We start from the raw sequence: 18,577 nt of genomic DNA, 5'->3' as shown, positions 1-18,577 counted from the left end.
ATTGTTTGTTCAATTTTTAGTCAACCTATTTCAGGAAAATTCACCTCAAAAAAACAAACTAACGGTTTTCATATGTAAGTCTAATATCTCGCACAAAAAATTCAACAACCCCCTAATACCTCAGAAGAAAATAATTACATCATCCTCACAAAACCATCCTATATTTTTTTTAGTACCGACCAATATACCACACAAAATAAAACAGAGATTTTTCGTACAATAGATATATAAAAACTATTACCTTTAGCCAAAATTAAAAACAAAGCAGATAATTGGACTAAAAACCATGTTGTTTAGTCCAATTTTGGCAACAATAAAAGATAAAAAATGAAAATAAAATGAGTAATGATGGAACACATCAGCCAATACTTACTGGTAAACAGGAATTAGGACTTAAGAAAAAAACTGTCTATCACCTCGCGTGTCCAAGCTGTGAGAAAGATATGGACGTTACTTCAATTCAAAATAACACCTATATCAAGTGCAGTAATTGTGAGAATATTACTTGGCGACCAGATTATGATCCGCCTTGGTGGGCAAAAACGAAAAACTTCGCTTTCTCTCTAATTGGAGCAATTGGGATTGGAATAATATCGACAATGGTTGTAACTTATGTTTTTTCAGGACAAGAAGACTCTGTAATTGATTCTCCAATCGAAAAACAAAATATTGATAACACATTAAAAACAGACTAAAATGAGTATAAAAATAGGTGGAATTGACTTGTCAGAATCTGTCATCAATTCAGAATATAGAATTTCAGTTCTTGAAAAAGTTGTGGACTTACTAATTCAGAGAACTAACGTAGGAATATCTCAATATGAAATTGAAAAAATACGAGAACAATCTATTAAGGAACTTAATGACAAATACCCAAACGCTGGAATTCATAAGAAATAAAACTGTTGCCAACACAGTATATAGTAAATAGGCTGTTCTATGGTTTAGGAGAGCTCAGTGCTTTTACGAGATCAATTAGGAAACCAAAGCATCTAAACTTTACAACCCCCCCTCGTATACAACCTTATCAAGTATCGAGGGGGTATTACTATCCACTTTCGGACTGAATAAGTCTTTGCTTACCGAATAGGCGTCGAGACGTTCTTCTGGAAAGCTATAGTTGATGATCTCCTTTATGTCTGACTGGGTAAGATCCATAGATAGCCAGTTATGAGCAAAGTCGGCATCCAGTATCAATGGCTGCCGCTTTTTCTTGTTATGTATCTTAGCAAATAAGGGAGAGGCTTCCCTAGTTAGTATTGTAAAGGTGATATAAGTACCTATAAGGGTATACAGACCCGCCAAGGCCAAAGGCTTACTTTCTTTTTCTTTAAAATGAAATGGGTACTTTTTACCTTTATGGTCGTGTGGCTCAAAAAAGCCCGACACTGGTATTATGCACCTTTTACCCATAATGGACTCCCTATATAAAAAGTGTTGGAAAACTTTTTCGCTACGTGCATTTAACCCCGATCCATACTTCACAGACTCCTTGTAATAGGGTTTGATTTCCTCTACCGTTCTATCACTTGGAACGATCCCCCAAACCCCAGGAGCCAAGACGGCCGAGTTTTCTTGTGGGATGACCAACATGTTGGGATGGGAAAAGCCGTTGTGGTGATAATGCGGTTGCTTAAAATAGGGACGAAGGTTTTCGTCGGCTAGTTTCACTTTAAAATCCTTTTCCAAATATTCGGGCTCATGCCAAGTACTCGTATGAAAACACATAGACTAAATTTACTAAAAATAACCCTAGCAAACCACTTCCCAACCGTTGCAACGATCGTTGTTGAACCGTTGCAGCGGTTACATTTGCACCCAAAAACACGATAAATTACGGTTAACCCTACTCCGATTTAAATTAGAAGCTCTATTTTAGATGCAAGTAATATTGGCCTCACATTTTCAAGTCAAGACCTTTAAAGCACTTTGAATGAATACCGAATCCCTAACTCAAAAACTAAGCTTGCTCACTCCAAGCGAGCTAAATGAAGTAGAAAATTTTATTGACTACACCTTACACAAAAAAAGGATCGAAGCCCAGCTTAAGTCAGATGACCTGCTTAACATCCTAATGAGTCAAGGAATATATTCATGGAAAGAACTTGCTTCTAAAGTGATGAATTCTGGCATAGTCCGAGGATCTGGAGGAGGGTATATGCAAAGAAAACATATGAACGACTGGATTTGCGAACATTTCAATTTAGATCAAATTGTTGCCGAAGAATTAATCAAAACCTTAGTGGAAAAGCATATGATAGGACAAAGCTCCTATGGAAACATTGGCTAACCACTACCACCTAATAAAATTCAATCTTAAAAAGGCCAAATTCCCCCTCCCCCAACCGTTGCACCGATCGTTGTTGAACCGTTGCTGAACCGTTGCAACACTTCATCGAACCGTTGCAAAAATGACCTCCAACCGTTGTTGAACCGTTGCCGAACCGTTGCTGAACCGTTGCAGTGGTTACATTTATACCCAAAACACGGCAAAAAGCATCAAAATAGCTCACGAAACAAAAAAGGATTTCCGTAAGGCTTTTTAGCTTAGAAACTTTATTTTTAATAGCTGAAAGAATTTACCTAAATTTCTCTCTACAGGGACTAAAAACAAAAAGTATGACTAAACTTGAAAAGCTTTACAACTCTATCCAAAGCCTCAAAGAATTGGGCGTGCAACTACCTGATGAGTTGATTGAAGAAACAAATCGCGTAGAAGAAGAAATAATCAAAAATGAAGTGATCCCAGCCCTATCGAATACAATAGAGCCCGTTATCCAACAAATACAAAGGGAACTTCTTTTAATTGTAGAGTATGTACCAGACGAACCTCTTCAAGTAAAAATGACCCGCAAAAGGAGCTTTAAATTTGCCGAAGAAGAATACAAACTTGAAGCTAAAAAGAAGCAATTCAAAAAGGAGCATACATACACCATAAGTCCACATACAAAGTCAAAAAAAACAAATTTGGTCGTAAGCTTTCCAGATGGTTCTACAATAACGAACCGCTTTGCCTATCAAACTCTTTGTGAAGTAATAGACAAGGTTGGAGCTGAAAACGTAACTCCCTTAGGACTTGTAGTAAGCGGAGTTGAACTGGTCTCCTTGAAGGAAGACGATTTCTATTCCCAACACAAAGTAAAAGGAGGCTATTTAGTTATGACGCAAACCTCTACACAAGTCAAAAAGAACCTTCTGGATGAAATATCGAGAAGATTAAACCTAAATCTTACGGTAGAAATAAGCAAATAACCTTAAAAACCCTATTTTTAGCGTCCAAAACCAACAACACCAACCAAAACCTAATACCCTTAAAAAATACCGACTAACCATCGAGTACACATAGAATAAATGACACAAAACAAACTTAAACTAGACACCCTTGAATCTTGGTTATGGGAGTCTGCAAACATATTAAGAGGAAGCATCGATTCCTCCGACTTTAAAAATTACATCTTTGGATTACTCTTTCTTAAGCGCTCTAACGATGTCTTTGAGGAAGAAGTGGAAAACATCATGGAACGCGAAGGCTATTCCAGAGAAGAAGCCGAAGACGAAACCTATTTCTTCCTTCCTAAAGAGTCCAGATGGGACAACCTAAAAAAGCATACCGAAAACATAGGTATAGCTTTAGACAAGGCCTTCGCAGCTATAGAGCGTGAAAACACCTCTTTGGAGGGCGTTATGACTGCGACAAAGTTTGGTGACAAGGAAAAACTTTCCGACGAGCTTTTACAACGCCTATTAAGACACTTCAATCAACATTCCTTACGCAATGAGCATTTGGAGTCTGGAGATATTTTGGGGGATGCCTATGAATACCTCATAAAGCAATTTGCCGATGACGCTGGAAAAAAGGGAGGCGAGTTCTATACCCCTAGAGGCGTTGTACAATTAATCGTGCAACTTATAAAGCCAGAACCCAAACAAAAAGTATACGATCCTACTTGCGGATCTGGTGGTATGCTAATTGAGTCTGCCAGATATATTGCCGAGCAACCAAACGGTAAAGTTGGAAACAACATAAACGTTTCCCTATATGGACAGGAAAAAAACCTGAGCACTTGGGCTATTGGTAAGCTAAATATGATCTTACATAACTTTATGGATGCCGACATTAGAAAGGGAGACACCCTTGTAGATCCCAAGCACCGAAATGAAGCCAATGAACTGGACTTGTTCGACCGAGTGATAGCCAATCCCCCGTTTTCCATTGGGGAATGGTGGACTCCTGTCGAAGCCAACATAGAAACTAAATTGGACAAAAACGGAAAGGAGAAAAAAGTTACCCCAAAATACAACGCCGTTGTTAGTGATCCTTATGGACGCTTGCAGTATGGTATCCCTCCTAGAGGCTATGCCGATCTAGCATTTATACAACACATGATAGCCGTTTTAAAGCAAGACGGTAAGGCAGGAGTGGTCTTACCACACGGGACATTATTTAGAGGTAGTAGCGAAGGTAAAATTAGACAAGCCTTGTTGGAAGACGATTTAGTGGAAGGTATTGTAGGCCTACCAAGTGCCCTGTTTTACAATACAAGCATACCTGCCTCGGTTTGGATCATCAACAAAAACAAAACCGAAGCCCAAAAAGGTAAGGTTATCATTATTGATGCCAGCAACGATTATAAAGAAGGTAAGAACCAAAACGAAATACGCCCTAAGCATATAAGCAAAATTGTAAAGGCTTATGATGAGGCCATAGAGTTTGACAAATACATGCGAGTGGTTGATCTTAAAGAAATAGCCGAGAACGACTATAACTTAAACATATCCCGTTATATAGATACTAGTGAGCCTGAGCCTGAAGTAGATTTGGTAGCGGTTAAATCCACTATTATTGATTTAGAAGCAAAGGAAAAAGAGATTGATAAAAAGTTAGCAGTTTTTTTAAGTGAATTGGGAATATGAATTTAACTAAATTGAATAATTGGAGAGAACTCAGGCTCGATGAAATATTTGAAATATCTAGAGGAGGTTCACCTAGACCAATAAAGGATTTTATTACAGAATTAGACGATGGTTACAATTGGATAAAAATAGGAGACACAAAAAACGTAGACAAATATATTTATTCGACGAAACAAAAAATAATAAAGGAAGGACTTAAAAAATCCGTTCTTGTAAAGGAAGACGACTTTATTTTATCTAATTCTATGAGTTTTGGAAAACCCTATATCATGAAAACTACAGGCTGTATTCATGATGGATGGTTATTGATGAGGCGAAAATCAAGTGACCTATCAATTGATTATATGTATTACCTACTTAGTTCTGATGTTATTAAAAATCAATTCAAAAGTAAAGCGGCAGGTTCTACGGTTCAAAATCTTAATATAAAGTTAGTAGCAACTGTAAGAGCTTTAATCCCTACTTATTCCGAACAACAAAAAATAGCAGACATCTTAAGCACGGTAGATGCCAAAATAGACATCATCCAGCAACAAATAGACGAAACCCTAGACCTCAAAAAAGGCTTAATGCAACGCCTGTTAACTAATGGCATTGGACATACGGAGTTCAAAGACTCTCCTCTGGGTAAGATTCCTAAGGATTGGCAAACCATTCCAATTTTTGAATTAAGAAACTTGGATGATCGCTACTCATTTACGGGTGGCCCCTTTGGCTCTGATTTAAAATCCGAACACTACACCTCCTCTGGAATTAAAATCCTACAATTACAAAACATAGGAGAAGGAAAATTTATAGATAAAGGAATAGTATTCACATCTAAAGAGAAAGCTGATGATCTTATCTCTTGCAACATTTACCCTGATGACATCATCCTTGCTAAGATGGCACCTGTTGCCCGTTGCTGTAAAGTACCCTCTACAGATGAAAGGTATGTCATGTGTTCCGATGGTATTAGGCTTTCTATAGACAGAAAAAGATTTGATAATGAATTTGTTTTTCAAGCTTTAAATTCGAATTATTTCAGAAAGGAAGCAGAATCTAAAAGCACGGGTACAACTAGAGCAAGAATTGGTTTAAGCGATCTTAAACAAATACCTATCAAGATTCCCAATAGTATTGATGAACAAAAAAGAATTGGAGACATATTAAGTTCTGTAGACAAAAAACTAAATGTCTTAGGTGAAAAGAAAACAACCTACCAAGAACTTAAAAAAGGGCTTATGCAGCAGTTGTTAACGGGAAAAATTAGGGTTAAAGTCTAAACAACAAGTTATGTTCCGATTATTTAAAATTATCTTCATTACTGCACTGGTTGTATTAATCCTCAAATATTTGATCAATCTATCCGATTGGCTAATGGAAGCTTTAAGTGTTGTCCCCGACTTACTTTGGCTTCCAATCACCTTTACGGTTATATACTTCGTTTTTGGAGAAAACAAACCTAGTACAAGGCCAAAATCCATTTATGCTCCTCAAAAAGAAAAAATTAGAAAAAAACCTGACTCAACATCAGCTCAAAGAGATCGAAAAAAAAAAATGAAAGTTCTAGAGGCCATAGGATCATTCAGCTTCTAGAAGAAGAACTAAGGAAGGATGAGCTAAACAAGGAAAAACTAAAAAAAGAAGAACTAAGGCAACAAAAGCTTGCAAAGGAACAAGAACTTGCAAGGAAGCAAGAGGAACATATTGCAGGGCTTAGAAATAAATACAGAGAGTACAACATCGGAGCCAACACTAGATTTATTAAGCCTCCGCAAAAAAACATAATTGTCCCTGTAGAAGTTCAAGAATTGAAAAACGGATACATAGGCTACCAACTAGTGGAAAAAACAGATTTCTATAAGTGGCTAGAAGGTTCGTCAGTCGATTATTTAGAAAATAAAAATATTTCCACAAATGAAACCGATGCCAAAACTTCTAGTACAATAAAAGAAGCTTACAGTGGCCAAGATCTATCAACCCCAAACACTATATATCTAAAATCTATATTATATGATGAAATCCACCCTGTGGAAATTGATGACTTAACTAAGGAATTTATTTGGTTTACTCTGACAACAAGAAAAGAGTTTGAACAATGGGTTAATTCTTAAGCCCCTTTACAAACAAAAAGATAAATGTCCAAAAATACTTCTTATACAATCTATAATAATGTAAGATCTAACCAGCTAAAAGAGCTATCCTTCCTTAATTGGCTTTGTAATAACCTTGATGCTCCAGAAGTGATCAAAGAGCATTTCCCTTTGAACGATTCATTAGCCTCCAAAACTTTAAAACCTTTAGAAATTGCCAAAAAGATCCAAAAGAACCATTTCATCCCACTAAAAAAGAAGGCTAACTGCATACGTACACTACTACAATTACCCAAAGAAATTAGACTAGTTAGCTCTATCAAAGGCATTACAGTAGACTTCGCCATTGTATCTAATGGGCAAGTGCAATTCATCGAATTCCATGAAAAACAACATAGGAGCCTCTCCAACCAAAAACCAAGCAATGTTTACACTTTAGAAGGCGATATAATTAAAGTTCCAAGATACCTACAGAGGTTACTAAGGGATATTTGGCGTATGAAGTACCTGCCTAATTACAAAGTTGTCTGGTACGATTGGTTTGAGCTTAGCAATAATATAGATATATTTAATACGAATAAGGTCGAGTTCGCTCTACAAGGGAACTTTAAGATCTCCGAACTAAATTACTAATGAGCACCAGCCAAGAATACATCCATAGCGAACTTCCAGCAATAAAGCTCTTTCAAAAAATGGGCTATCAATATTGGGATGCTACTATTCAAGATGAACGTACAGATATAACGGAAGTCATATTAAAGGAGAGACTTTTAGAAGCTATCAAGAAGATCAACCCTTGGATCAATGAGGCCAACCTAAACAAAGCCTATAATGAGCTTACAACGATTAACGGCTCCTCCCTAATGGAGATCAACCAAAAAGTTTGGGAGCTACTTCGAGGTGGTACTTATAGCGTTAAGCAAGTCATAAACGGAAAAGAAGAGTACAAGGCGGTTCATTTTATTGACTATACAACTAAGGACAAAAACAAGAACGACTTTCTTGTTGTTAACCAAATAAAATACCATGGGATCTACCAGAACTCCATACCAGATCTAGTGGTCTATATCAACGGCCTCCCCATTGGAGTCATTGAGTGCAAATCTCCCTTTGCCCAGAATGCTTGGGATAAAGCCTATGGAGATCTGGATTATTACCAAAAAAACTCCGAGAAGCTATTCCATTTCAATCAGATATGCTGTGGTATTTATGCCGTTGGTGGCAAATATGGAGCTATCAACTCACCACAACAATTCTATTCGGTATTTAAGCCCAGTAAAGAGGATGATCTTACCTTTTTAGGCCAAAACCCTTCCGAGCAAGCTATCCTTTTATATTCCATTTTCAGAAAGGAACGTTTGCTAGATATCATTCGACATTTCACATTGTTTGAACTGGATGAAGGCAAAACCATAAAAAAACTACCTCGTTACCAACAATTAAGAGCTACCAACAAAACCATTGCAAAATTGCAGTCGGGCGAAGGTGGTGTAGTTTGGCATACACAAGGATCTGGAAAGTCTTTGACGATGGCTTACGTAACCCGTAAGTTACAGGCATCTGAATTCGGTTTTGAAAACCCTACCGTACTTATCATGACAGACCGAAAGGATCTGGATAGGCAAATTACTACGACCTTTCGCAACGTTGGCTTTAAAAACGTACACCAAGCCTCTTCGGTTGCGCACTTGGACAAGTTGCTGCGCAATGACTACGGAGGAATCATAACGACCACCATTCAAAAGTTTCAGGAGACCGATAAAGAAGCAACCTCCCAAGCCGATCAAACAGAACTGGAAGAACGAGGCAACCTAATGATCGAAAAACACTTAAAGGGCAAAAAACTGGTGAAAATCACCAAGGAGCTTCAAAAAAATAAATGGGTAGAAATAGAGCGAGAGGAAATAGACCTTGAAGAGCTATCTTCTAAAGAGAACCTTTATGTTTTGGTTGATGAAGCCCATAGAAGCCACTACGGTTTTCTGGCTGCCTTTATGAGAACGGTATTGCCAAACGCAAAGTTTATAGCCTTTACTGGAACTCCCATATCCAAAGAAGACAAGTCCACACTTGGAGAGTTTTACGGAGGTAAATACATTGATGTCTATACCATAAAAGAAGCGGTTGCAGATGGCGCTACAGTAGAGTTGCTTTACGATGAGGGCATTGCCAAAATAGACATCAAAAAAGAAGAGCTGGACAAGGAATTCGAAGAAAAGTTTGGCGAGTATTCCGAAGAAAAGAAAGACAGGCTTAAAAGTGAAGCGCTTAAGAAATACCAGCTTTCCAAAGAACGTATTCAAGATATCAGCAAACATATCCTAGACCATTTTAAAGACAAAATTTATCCAGACGGACATAAGGCTATGATAGTTTGTAGTGGTCGCCCACATGCCATTAGGTATAAACAGGCCTTAGAAGCTTTAAGGGAACAGGGCTACCATGATTTTGAGTCTAAAGTTGTCATGAGTATTGGATCACCTAAGAGTGATTCTATTGCCAAGGAGTATTTTGAAACCTTGGAATGGAACAAAAACAACCCAGACAACAAGAAACCTCTTTGGGTAGTCCCTCCAGAAGACGTCAAAACCATAACGGAAAACTTTAAGCTTCCTTTTGGAGATGAATCCAAAACCGAAAAGTCAGGCAAAAGGAAGTTCGACAACACCGCATTTATCATAGTCTCCGACATGTTGTTAACGGGCTGGGATGCCCCGATAGCTTCATGTCTATATTTGGACAAACCGCTTAAAGAACATAATTTGTTACAGGCCATTGCCAGAGTAAACCGTTCTAGAGAGGGCAAAAATGCGGGCTATATAGTAGATTACAACGGGATCACCGCTTACTTGATCCAAGCCTTGGAGATATTCTCTGGAGACCTAAGACCAGACGATATCCTAAAGAATATTAACGAAGAGCTTCCTAAACTTGAAATGAACCATACCAAGCTAGTTGAATTCTTTAAGCCCCTTAAAATTGACCGTCACTACAAGCGTTTTGAATACATAGATGCTGCGGTTCGGTATATTGAACCCGTTGACAAAAGAGATGAGTTCAAAGTTTTGCTAAAGGCTTTCAACAAGTCAATCAATATCGTACTTCCTAATGTTAAGGCCATGAAGTACCAAGCCGATTTTAAACTCTTTAATGAGATAAAGCTAAGCGCGAGAAATGCCTTCCCAGATGATGACGAGTTAAAGATCTCCAAAGATGAAAGCAAAATGCTTCAAGGGATGATCGACGAGCATTTAAAGGCCGAGGGGGTTGAAAACCTACTGGAAGAACCAATCTCAATCATAGACAAAGAAAAGTTCAAGGAAGAGATCCTAAACGCCTCCCCTGCCACGAAGGAGCTGAAAATGCGCAACAACCTAAAGCACACCATAAAAGTTGGACTGGACAAAAACCCCGACTTTTATAAACCTTTGGCGCAACGACTGGATGAGCTTATCAAACAAAAAAACGAGGATCGCATCACTCAATTGGAATTACTCAAAGCTTATGCCGATATCCAAGACGAGATAATCAGCCAACAAAAGGAAGGCGAAGAGAAAGGCTTTAAAACCGAACGGGAAAGAGCTGTATACGACTCTATGAAAGTTTTGTTCAATGGAGATGCAGAAGACGCCACAAAGACTATTTTTGCACTTATTGAAGGGGAATTGAACATTGTTGGCTGGCAAGCTAAAGGACGAGTTCAAAAGGATATTGAAAACAAGATTAGACGTTATTTAACTTCGGCCAAAATAGAACGCTCAGAAGCTAAGGAAAAGGCAAAGGATCTTGTGGAAGTGATTAAGAAGAATAAGGATGCCTAAAGTCCAATACGGAAATAAAACTATAGAATATACCTTCCAAACAAAGGAAGGACTGAAATCCCATTATATAAGCGTTGAAAAAGGAGACGGTGTGATTTTGAAAGGGAAGTCGATCCCAGAAGATCTTGCACACAAGCTCATCCTAAAAAAAGCAACATGGATCTTAGATAAGTTAGAGCTTGTAAGCGCCATTATGGACGATGACATCGTAACAGGATCCAGAATACAATACTTGGGAAGGAAATACTATGTGGAGCTGTTCATCAACAATGAGCTCGACAACATAGAGATAGACTTTACAGAGTCTAAATTCAAGGTTACGCTCCCAAAACATCTCAACGAGCAACCCCAACTCAAACAAGCCTTTGCCAAATTTTTCAAAACTAAAGCCAAGGAGAAAATTGCGCCAAGGGTACGCAAATGGTCTAAAACCACTGGTCTAACCTTTAATGAGCTTAAATTTAGACAGCTCGAAAAGCGCTGGGGAAGCTGTACCTCCAACAACAACATCATTATAAATATTGAAGCCGTTAAGCTCCCCTTCTCACTTATCGATTACCTTATCGTACATGAATTGACCCATACCAAGGTTAAAAACCACTCAAAAGAATTTTGGGCTGAACTCTCCAAGCATATTTTAAACTGGAAAGAACTCGATAGCCAGATGTATGGGATGAAGCTATAGCTTTTTACGCTGCTGCTGCTTGTGTAAAATAGTCTACCAAGTCACTTCCCTCTTCCAAACCTTGACGCTCCAAAAAAGGATTCACCCTGATTGACAGGCCTTCTTTAGTCATTATTTCTGCCTTTTTACTCCAATTTTTAAACTCTGTCTTATCTGGAAAGGCAATGACCTGATACCCCTTCAAAGGCTTCAATAATTCATGTTTAAAATTGGACTTAGATCCAGTTGCCAACCATAAAAATTGAGGATACCTTATACTCATTATGATTGCTGTCTTTTCAGACTCTACAATACAGGCCGTACTTCCTTTTGGATGAAAACATAAATTATGGATCCCAAACAAGCATTGCTGGAGCACAAAGTCATCTATTTTTAAAACCTTGTGCATCCAGTTGATATGAGGGTAAGGATCTTTTATACGCTTACCCGTTATTGGATCGTAAAGCATAACCTTCCCTGCACATATTTGCAACCTTTCATTTATCTGCCAGAAAACCGTAGCTCCTGCCCAATGATTGGAGTTCCCAATGCTAAATTTTTTAATAGCCGCTATGATAGCTTCCGTATCAAAAAAATTTTTTAAGTAGCTAATAAAGTGGTTCCCGTTAAAGTTGTTACCGCCTATCTGGAGGCTGTCCTCATTATGAAAAGAAGGCTCTGGCTTGATAAAAGTCCCTGCATAAGGAGAAATAATAGACTGGTTGCCATCTGGCTTGTTATGGTATCCGCATTTACTTTCTCTGTCACAACGCCCTAAATTGGCTTCTAAATAATTGTTTTCAATAGCGTCCATATACCTTACAAAGGTCTTTTTATGACAGTTGGGACATGGAAACTTTTTACTTGATCGGTCTAAATAGTATCTATAATTCATAATTTTAAACTGGTTTAATCGTAACACTCGTAACGTTCGTAATATTCGTAAGGGCTACGAATGTTACGAGTATTACGAATTTTTATTTCTCATTCAATTTTAAGTGCATTAAATAGGTAAGCCAAAGCATCCTCCTCGGTATAGTCGATTGTTTTCCGCTTTTTCATCTTCTTTATCTTAGGAGACACTTCTTCTGGCCGCAACTCATCCTTGAGCATATTGAATAGCCGCATTCGCTCCTCTTTAGGGAGCAATTGACTTATTTCATATACAGTGGATGCGTTTGCCAAAATTTTATAGGCCTAATCTTTTGTTTGTATTTCTAATTGTTCCTTCACTCACACCCAGCTGTTCCGCAATTTTGGTGTTCGCAAGTCCTTCGCTTTTAAGCTTTTTTATAACTTCATCCCTCTCAGACATATCACTTGCGCTTAACTGCTTCAAATGGTCTGTTTCAGATCCAAATTCCCTTAGTTCGAGCTTCAAAAAATTATGCGGGTTAACGATCTCACACACGGCAACGTTTTCTCCATGATAGATCTGTTCAGTGTTCCGCTGCTTTATTTGTTTGATATACCTATAAGACGGGAGCATGGTACTTTCTCCAAGGGCGAAGGCACTATCACAAAAGTTCATAAGCATTTTACTTCCTGCAAGATCATTCTTGGTGATAGGGTTGAACCCTGTTCGTTTGGGAGTATGCGCCAATACCAAAATTGACGCCCCATACTTCCTATTTAAAGCTTTTAAATGCTTCATCAAGGCCAAAGCATCCTTAGCTCTCTCATTGTCACTCTTTAGATAAGTGATGTTATCTATGATGAGAACTTCTGCTCCGTGGTTTTGGATCATGGTTTCGAACGAATGGCACAAGTAATCTTCAAAGGTTGCAAATTCCTTAGGGATCTCTGTTTCTGGGTTTATCTCGGCTCGAAGAAAATTGTCGTGAAACTTATAATGATCGGTATAGTTTTTAGAGTAACGCTTTTCAAACTGTTTATCGGAAAGCTCGAAATCAAAATAGGCTACTTTTTTAGGGGAAGTCTCTATTTGAAACCCATCTATGGCAACGCCCCTACTTATACTGTCAGCAATTTGCATCCCCAATATAGATTTACCAACATTGGTGTCGGCAAACAAAACGCTGACTTCCCTTTCATACCAAAATTCACTAAACAGCATGTTTGGAATGGGACGCTGTTTAGCGTCCTCTATCCATTCATTTCCCGACTTTACGATAAAACAACCATGTTGCGATGATTTATCCCTAAGGACTTTCTCTTCCTTTTCTATCTCATGTAAAAATTCAAAATGCCTGTCCACTGTAACATTAGGATCTATCATACTTCTTAAGGTTTTTAGGGTTAAACATATTTTGATCGATCAAGCCTCTGATGTATTCAGAAACAGTTTGTTTTTTGGCATGTCTCATCTGTTCTATGCCGTCCATTTGTGTGCGGGTTACTCGCACATTAATCATAAATTTTTTCATAGTTGATTAAAGTTTAATTTGGGTTAATAAATAAGAATGCCGCCTATAGACCATGCGGATCCATAGGCGGCATAAATAAATTTGTAGTCTAAAGAAAAGTAGGGCTGCTTTACCGCTACTTTGCTTCACTTGAATTTCTTTTGTAAGGATAAAGGTGCTAAGCATCGAAAGCCTCCTTACTCGATCTGCTTTCCTTTTAATAGTAATACTGTTCATAATTTACAGGTATTGGTTAACACTTGCAAATTATGAGCATCCCCAGAAGAGGGCTAAAAAACTGTATTACATTCTATATCAAAAAACAGAAAAGTTATATCAAAAAAGGGTATTTCTATATCAAAAAGCCGATTTACCCTCCAATGCGGCTTCGTATTTCTCGATTTCGGTGGTTAAAAGTTGAACCCTTTCATAATATTTTCTGTTCAAATGTTCCTTAGGTTTTAGAACCCGAATAAGCTCTAACCCAAACTCCTTCTTAACGAAATTCAGGTAGCTCTTTGGCTTACTCTCTTCCAGATATCCTTTTCCTGCCATAGCAAGAAAAAAGGCCTGAATGTACATCTCTGGATACTCCCTAAATGAAGTTATCTTATTGTAGACAAAACGGAAAAACTCAAAGTCAGTAAAAAGATCCTTATAGCCTTCTTCATATTTTCGCTTCAATTCCGCTGCCTTGGTGAAGTAATGATCTTCTTCAAACTCAAACTCCCTATTCAGATTTAATAGGATCTTTAAAATTGTTTCAAACTTTACAGCGTCCGAAAGATTAGAATTCTCATACATTAAATCCACTGTGAAATAATCCAGATCACCACATAGATACGGAACAACCATATCTTTAGTCGCCAATGCCCTTTTTAAGCCGTTTTTGTGGTAATATAGGAACTCAAACTTGCCTTGAATATGAGATACAGTATCTCCTGAAGCATTCTTCTTATGCCCTATCATTTCAAAACCACTTGGCTTCAATAGAGACATTTTTTCAAGAAAGACTTTAGATGCAAATTCCCTACGCTCTCTCTTATCCTCTCCAAACAATTCTTTATCCATCATAAGTAATTCTTCACTGAATTCCATTTTGATGGGAATTTTAAAAAGATCTATAATAAACTCGTAGAACTCATCCCGCAATTCTTTTACAGGTGTTGCCTGGCGTTGAAGGGGTACAACTTGTTTTTGAATAATTTCATCAGTTACTAATATTCTTGCCGAATTTTCCCATTGAAAGAATCCCTCCCCAACTAAAATCTCGTCAAAATCTTCGAGCTCCTCAATGAACTCTAATGTCTTTTTACTGCCAGATTCATCCTTTAGGTTGATGCTATTTAAATATGCCATACAATATTGATTTAGGTCGGGCGAAAATATAATTTATCCTCTACTAGCCCTCCAAAAACACCTATTGTTTATTCACATTACCCCTAAATCCTATCAGGTCAAAAAAGAAGACACATAGGCAGTAAGGATTAAATTATACCTTAATTAGGTTAGAGTAGTCCTCTGGTAGTTCTGCGTCGATATCCCTAAGATACTTCTCCAAGGCTTCCATAGTCGAATGGCCTGTAATAAGCATTAATTGGGATTTGGTCTCATAAGTACTAAAGTTCTTTTTAAGTTCCCTGTAAAGCATCGTAATGAAAGTGTGCCTAAAACTATAAAGTCCATAGTTCCCATCTAAGCCAAAATGATCTTTGACCTTTTTAAATCTTTTTGTAAAATAATCTCGCTTATTGACTTCCGTAGTGTCCCATTCCCCTCCAATTCTGTCAGGTGTAAATAAGAAGGAATTTCTATCCATCTTCGTTAGGTCGGGAAGGTCTTTCAGAAGTTTGGCTGGGATAATTTTTGTCTTAACAGGCTTATTCTTCGCCTTTACATACAACTTTTTGTCCTCCACGTCCAGATCCTTTACTTTCAACCTACAAACCTCTATGGGACGAAGGAAGTTATAGGAAACAAACTTAATGAACAAGGATAGTATAGGATCCTCCTTTTCAAGATAGGCATAAATCTCTTTGTTCTCTTGTGGCTTATAGGTCTTATTTCGGATAGGCTTAGCGCTAAGGACATTGATCTTCTTAACAAAATTGCCAGCTATTACTTCATTGTCCTCTAGAACTTGAAACAAAGAGCTTAGATCAACACGGGCATTATTTCTGTTCCTTGGACTTGTACGTTGAAGGACATCATTAAGGTAATTTATTACGATCTTTTTAGTCACTAGGTTAATGGAAGACTCTTCAGTGATCCCATTTTCCTGTAACCAGCTCTTAAACCTGTTGATACGACTCTTGAACTTAGGGTAGGAAGTTGCGTTGAGAACCTTTTGCTTAGTATCCAAACCAAGCTTCAAGGCCTCCCCTAGCGTCATCACATCTTCTGCCTCCTCCTGTAAACCTTCAACCTTAAGATTGGCTTTACTGGCAGCTACCTCGGTAACTTTATTAGAAATCTCTGGAGCAATCCTATGGTCAGTGTTGTTGTTATCGGTTTTAGCCTCTACATGTGCCATCTCGACAACTTTCGGCTCTTTGTTAAGAAGCCTTTCCTTTACCTTGGAATTGTCAACTGCATAGGGATTGTAGCCAGCCTCCAGAACCTTCTCCAAAGTCGCTTTTATTTGTGTTAGGATTTTTAACCTATTCCTTTTTGTCTTCTGAAAATTTGCATCCCCCTTCAAATTTGTTTGTCGGGTCAACTTTCCCGTCTCGGGATCTCGATAAGAATAATAGACGTACCAGTCCTTTTTAAGGGCATCCTTCTGCTCCTTTTTCGATAGTTTACTCCATTCGGAAACCTTGACGCCTCCTGTGAAGATTTTGGGTTCATTGTAGTTCAATTTCATACTAAAATCGTGTACTGCATCGTGTACTTCAAACAAAAACCGCATAGCTGACTGCATAAAAAAAACGGATTGTGAATACACAATCCGTTCAGTTTAACAGCTTTAAGCTTTGTAGCGGGAACTGGACTCGAACCAGTGACCTTCGGGTTATGAGTCCGAAGTTTTTTTAATTTCCAACCCATTTACTGGGCTTTCCCGTTGATAATTTAGATAATCATGTTCCAAAACGTGTTCAGTTTTGTGTTCACTTGATTAATAAAAATTTCTACTGCAATATAGTCAAAAATCGGTACCATTTCCAACCTCGAAAAAAGGAATTTAATGCTCCATATATTCCTGCCATTTTACAAGCACATATTTGTCCTTTCCATGTTCGCTCCTTTTCAAAAAACCGAACTCGAAAACGAACAGGTACACATCCCCCTTGCCATTCTTCCAGTAATGGGTGAAAAAATTTGGATTGAAGCCCTCTTCCATCAACACCTCACATCTTACAGTGGACTTCCCTGCCCTATTGTAGAGCTTCAATATTTTTCTGTTGTTGCGTAGGACACGCAACACATCATTGTAAAACTTAAGTTCCCCCTCCAGGCTCTTTCTGTAATGGTAGGCACTTTTGCAATGGTCATTACAGAATTTCTTATCGGAACGTCCCTTTAGCTTCTTCCTGCAATTCAAACATTTAACAATTGGTTTCATTTTATCCATGTACAAACGTTTACAAACGAATACAAATGTATCATATACGTTTAAAATACGACTAAGTTATTTATTTTCAACTATATTACACTAACCAAACCAAAAAATATGGAAGTCAGAAAACATATCTCACTCAAACACCTTTTGATTGACAACAAAAAGTACATTGGGCTCAAGTTCAGTTCCGACAAAGTTCTGAACAGTATGATAAAAGAACTGGACGGCATTGAATGGAGCAATGATTTTGGAATGCACTACATACCAAATAATCAAAAAAACCTAACATCAATCTTTGACCTCTTCAGAGGTGTGGCATGGATTAACACCAATTACTTTTTTCAAAAATCCAATGCAAAAATGCTCGATGAGGAATTTGATGTGGAGTGGTTTAGAAATAGGGGAAAACCAGATAATTACAAAGTATGTCCTGATTCATACCTTGACAAACTTGAACTCAAGCATTATGCCAACAACACAGTAAGAACCTATGTTTCTCTATTTGAAAAGTTTATCAATTACTATCCAGATAAAAACATTGACAAACTAGATGAACTTGACGTAAGGAGATACCTTAAACATTTAATCTACGAGCATAGATCCAACTCCTATATCAACCAAAGTATCAACAGTATCAAGTTCTACTATGAGATGGTATTGGGAATGCCCAACAGATTTTACGAAATTGAACGCCCTAGAAGACAAAAGAAACTGCCTATTGTCTTGTCGAAAATAGAGATGAAAAACCTTTTGGATGTCACCGTCAATATCAAACATAAATGCATCCTGTCACTCCTCTACTCCGCAGGCCTGAGACGAAGCGAATTGCTAAATCTAAAACCTACAGATATCGACAGCAAAAGAATGCTCGTTAAGGTTAACGATGCCAAGGGAAACAAGGACAGGTATACACTTTTAGCACAGTCAACCCTCGAGGACCTTCGCAAATACTATATTGAATATAAACCTGAAATCTACCTGTTTGAGGGACAAAAGAAGGAAAAGTACAGTGCCTCCAGTGTTGCCAACATAATAAAAAACTCTACCAAACTGGCAGGAATAAAAAAACATGTCACCGCACATACATTGAGGCACAGCTTTGCAACTCATCTTTTGGAAGCAGGAACCGACCTGCGATACATCCAACTTCTTTTGGGACACAATTCCACAAAAAC

At 37.9% G+C, this 18,577-nt stretch carries 19 protein-coding genes; 11 read left to right on the top strand and 8 right to left on the bottom strand.

From position 1 onward, the window contains the following. The first annotated feature begins 338 nt into the window (after window positions 1–338). A complete protein-coding gene (locus BKM32_RS16260) occupies window positions 339–695 on the top strand; it encodes a hypothetical protein (protein WP_076665379.1) in 357 nt (118 codons plus the stop codon). A 1-nt stretch (window position 696) separates the two neighbouring features. Beyond that, the gene (locus BKM32_RS16255; protein WP_076665377.1) at window positions 697–900 is read left to right on the top strand and encodes a hypothetical protein; all 204 of its coding nucleotides are present in this window, start codon (window positions 697–699) and stop codon (window positions 898–900) included. A gap of 99 nt (window positions 901–999) precedes the next feature. On the opposite strand, the gene BKM32_RS16250 is transcribed toward BKM32_RS16255, so the two are convergent. Then, entirely contained in the window at window positions 1,000–1,728 is a 729-nt protein-coding gene (locus tag BKM32_RS16250) for an SOS response-associated peptidase (protein WP_076665375.1), read from the bottom strand. A gap of 205 nt (window positions 1,729–1,933) precedes the next feature. On the opposite strand from BKM32_RS16250, the gene BKM32_RS16245 reads away from it, so the two are divergent. From BKM32_RS16245 to BKM32_RS16205, 8 genes are all read left to right on the top strand, one after another. Beyond that, on the top strand, window positions 1,934–2,290 hold the full coding sequence (locus BKM32_RS16245; RefSeq protein WP_076665373.1) for a hypothetical protein: 357 nt from the start codon (window positions 1,934–1,936) through the stop codon (window positions 2,288–2,290). Window positions 2,291–2,619: 329 nt separating this feature from the next. Further along, entirely contained in the window at window positions 2,620–3,252 is a 633-nt protein-coding gene (locus BKM32_RS16240; RefSeq protein ID WP_076665372.1) for a hypothetical protein, read from the top strand. Window positions 3,253–3,351: 99 nt separating this feature from the next. Next, a complete protein-coding gene (locus BKM32_RS16235; protein ID WP_076665371.1) occupies window positions 3,352–4,914 on the top strand; it encodes a type I restriction-modification system subunit M in 1,563 nt (520 codons plus the stop codon). Beyond that, a complete protein-coding gene (locus tag BKM32_RS16230; protein WP_076665369.1) occupies window positions 4,911–6,179 on the top strand; it encodes a restriction endonuclease subunit S in 1,269 nt (422 codons plus the stop codon). Before BKM32_RS16235 ends, BKM32_RS16230 begins: the two co-directional genes overlap by 4 nt. 528 nt (window positions 6,180–6,707) lie before the next feature. After that, a complete protein-coding gene (locus BKM32_RS16220) occupies window positions 6,708–7,010 on the top strand; it encodes a hypothetical protein (RefSeq protein WP_076665366.1) in 303 nt (100 codons plus the stop codon). A 24-nt stretch (window positions 7,011–7,034) separates the two neighbouring features. Beyond that, window positions 7,035–7,622, top strand: a complete 588-nt coding sequence (locus tag BKM32_RS16215; RefSeq protein ID WP_076665364.1) for a hypothetical protein — start codon at window positions 7,035–7,037, stop codon at window positions 7,620–7,622. Continuing rightward, complete coding sequence (locus tag BKM32_RS16210) at window positions 7,622–10,810, top strand: type I restriction endonuclease subunit R (RefSeq protein ID WP_076665362.1); 3,189 nt, start codon at window positions 7,622–7,624, stop codon at window positions 10,808–10,810. The genes BKM32_RS16215 and BKM32_RS16210 overlap by 1 nt, the downstream gene beginning before the upstream one ends. Beyond that, window positions 10,803–11,495 (top strand): M48 family metallopeptidase, encoded by a 693-nt coding sequence (locus BKM32_RS16205; protein ID WP_076665360.1) that lies wholly within the window; start codon window positions 10,803–10,805, stop codon window positions 11,493–11,495. Before BKM32_RS16210 ends, BKM32_RS16205 begins: the two co-directional genes overlap by 8 nt. 4 nt (window positions 11,496–11,499) lie before the next feature. Here BKM32_RS16205 and BKM32_RS16200 read toward each other — a convergent pair whose 3' ends face one another. The 7 genes from BKM32_RS16200 to BKM32_RS16175 form a co-directional block, all read right to left on the bottom strand. Then, window positions 11,500–12,369: a DUF6371 domain-containing protein gene (locus BKM32_RS16200; RefSeq protein ID WP_076665359.1), complete on the bottom strand. Its 870-nt coding sequence runs from the start codon at window positions 12,367–12,369 to the stop codon at window positions 11,500–11,502. Between the two features lie 89 nt (window positions 12,370–12,458). After that, on the bottom strand, window positions 12,459–12,659 hold the full coding sequence (locus tag BKM32_RS16410) for a hypothetical protein (RefSeq protein WP_123812154.1): 201 nt from the start codon (window positions 12,657–12,659) through the stop codon (window positions 12,459–12,461). A gap of 4 nt (window positions 12,660–12,663) precedes the next feature. After that, window positions 12,664–13,713: an AAA family ATPase gene (locus tag BKM32_RS16195; RefSeq protein ID WP_076665358.1), complete on the bottom strand. Its 1,050-nt coding sequence runs from the start codon at window positions 13,711–13,713 to the stop codon at window positions 12,664–12,666. After that, complete coding sequence (locus BKM32_RS16535; protein WP_171971890.1) at window positions 13,700–13,861, bottom strand: hypothetical protein; 162 nt, start codon at window positions 13,859–13,861, stop codon at window positions 13,700–13,702. The genes BKM32_RS16195 and BKM32_RS16535 overlap by 14 nt, the downstream gene beginning before the upstream one ends. A gap of 336 nt (window positions 13,862–14,197) precedes the next feature. Then, on the bottom strand, window positions 14,198–15,199 hold the full coding sequence (locus BKM32_RS16190; RefSeq protein WP_076665357.1) for a hypothetical protein: 1,002 nt from the start codon (window positions 15,197–15,199) through the stop codon (window positions 14,198–14,200). A 133-nt stretch (window positions 15,200–15,332) separates the two neighbouring features. Continuing rightward, a complete protein-coding gene (locus BKM32_RS16185) occupies window positions 15,333–16,763 on the bottom strand; it encodes a site-specific integrase (RefSeq protein WP_076665355.1) in 1,431 nt (476 codons plus the stop codon). Window positions 16,764–17,024: 261 nt separating this feature from the next. Next, on the bottom strand, window positions 17,025–17,414 hold the full coding sequence (locus BKM32_RS16175) for a hypothetical protein (protein WP_371328835.1): 390 nt from the start codon (window positions 17,412–17,414) through the stop codon (window positions 17,025–17,027). Between the two features lie 99 nt (window positions 17,415–17,513). Here BKM32_RS16175 and BKM32_RS16170 point away from each other — a divergent pair. Further along, window positions 17,514–18,577, top strand: a 1,064-nt coding sequence (locus tag BKM32_RS16170; protein ID WP_076665353.1) for a tyrosine-type recombinase/integrase, incomplete at its 3' end; no start/stop codon positions are given.

It is taken from the genome of Mangrovimonas sp. DI 80 (assembly GCF_001975575.1).
GTDB lineage: Bacteria > Bacteroidota > Bacteroidia > Flavobacteriales > Flavobacteriaceae > Mangrovimonas_A > Mangrovimonas_A xylaniphaga.
Note: the sequence above shows the minus strand (reverse complement) of the source record. Positions and strands in the feature narration are given on the sequence as shown.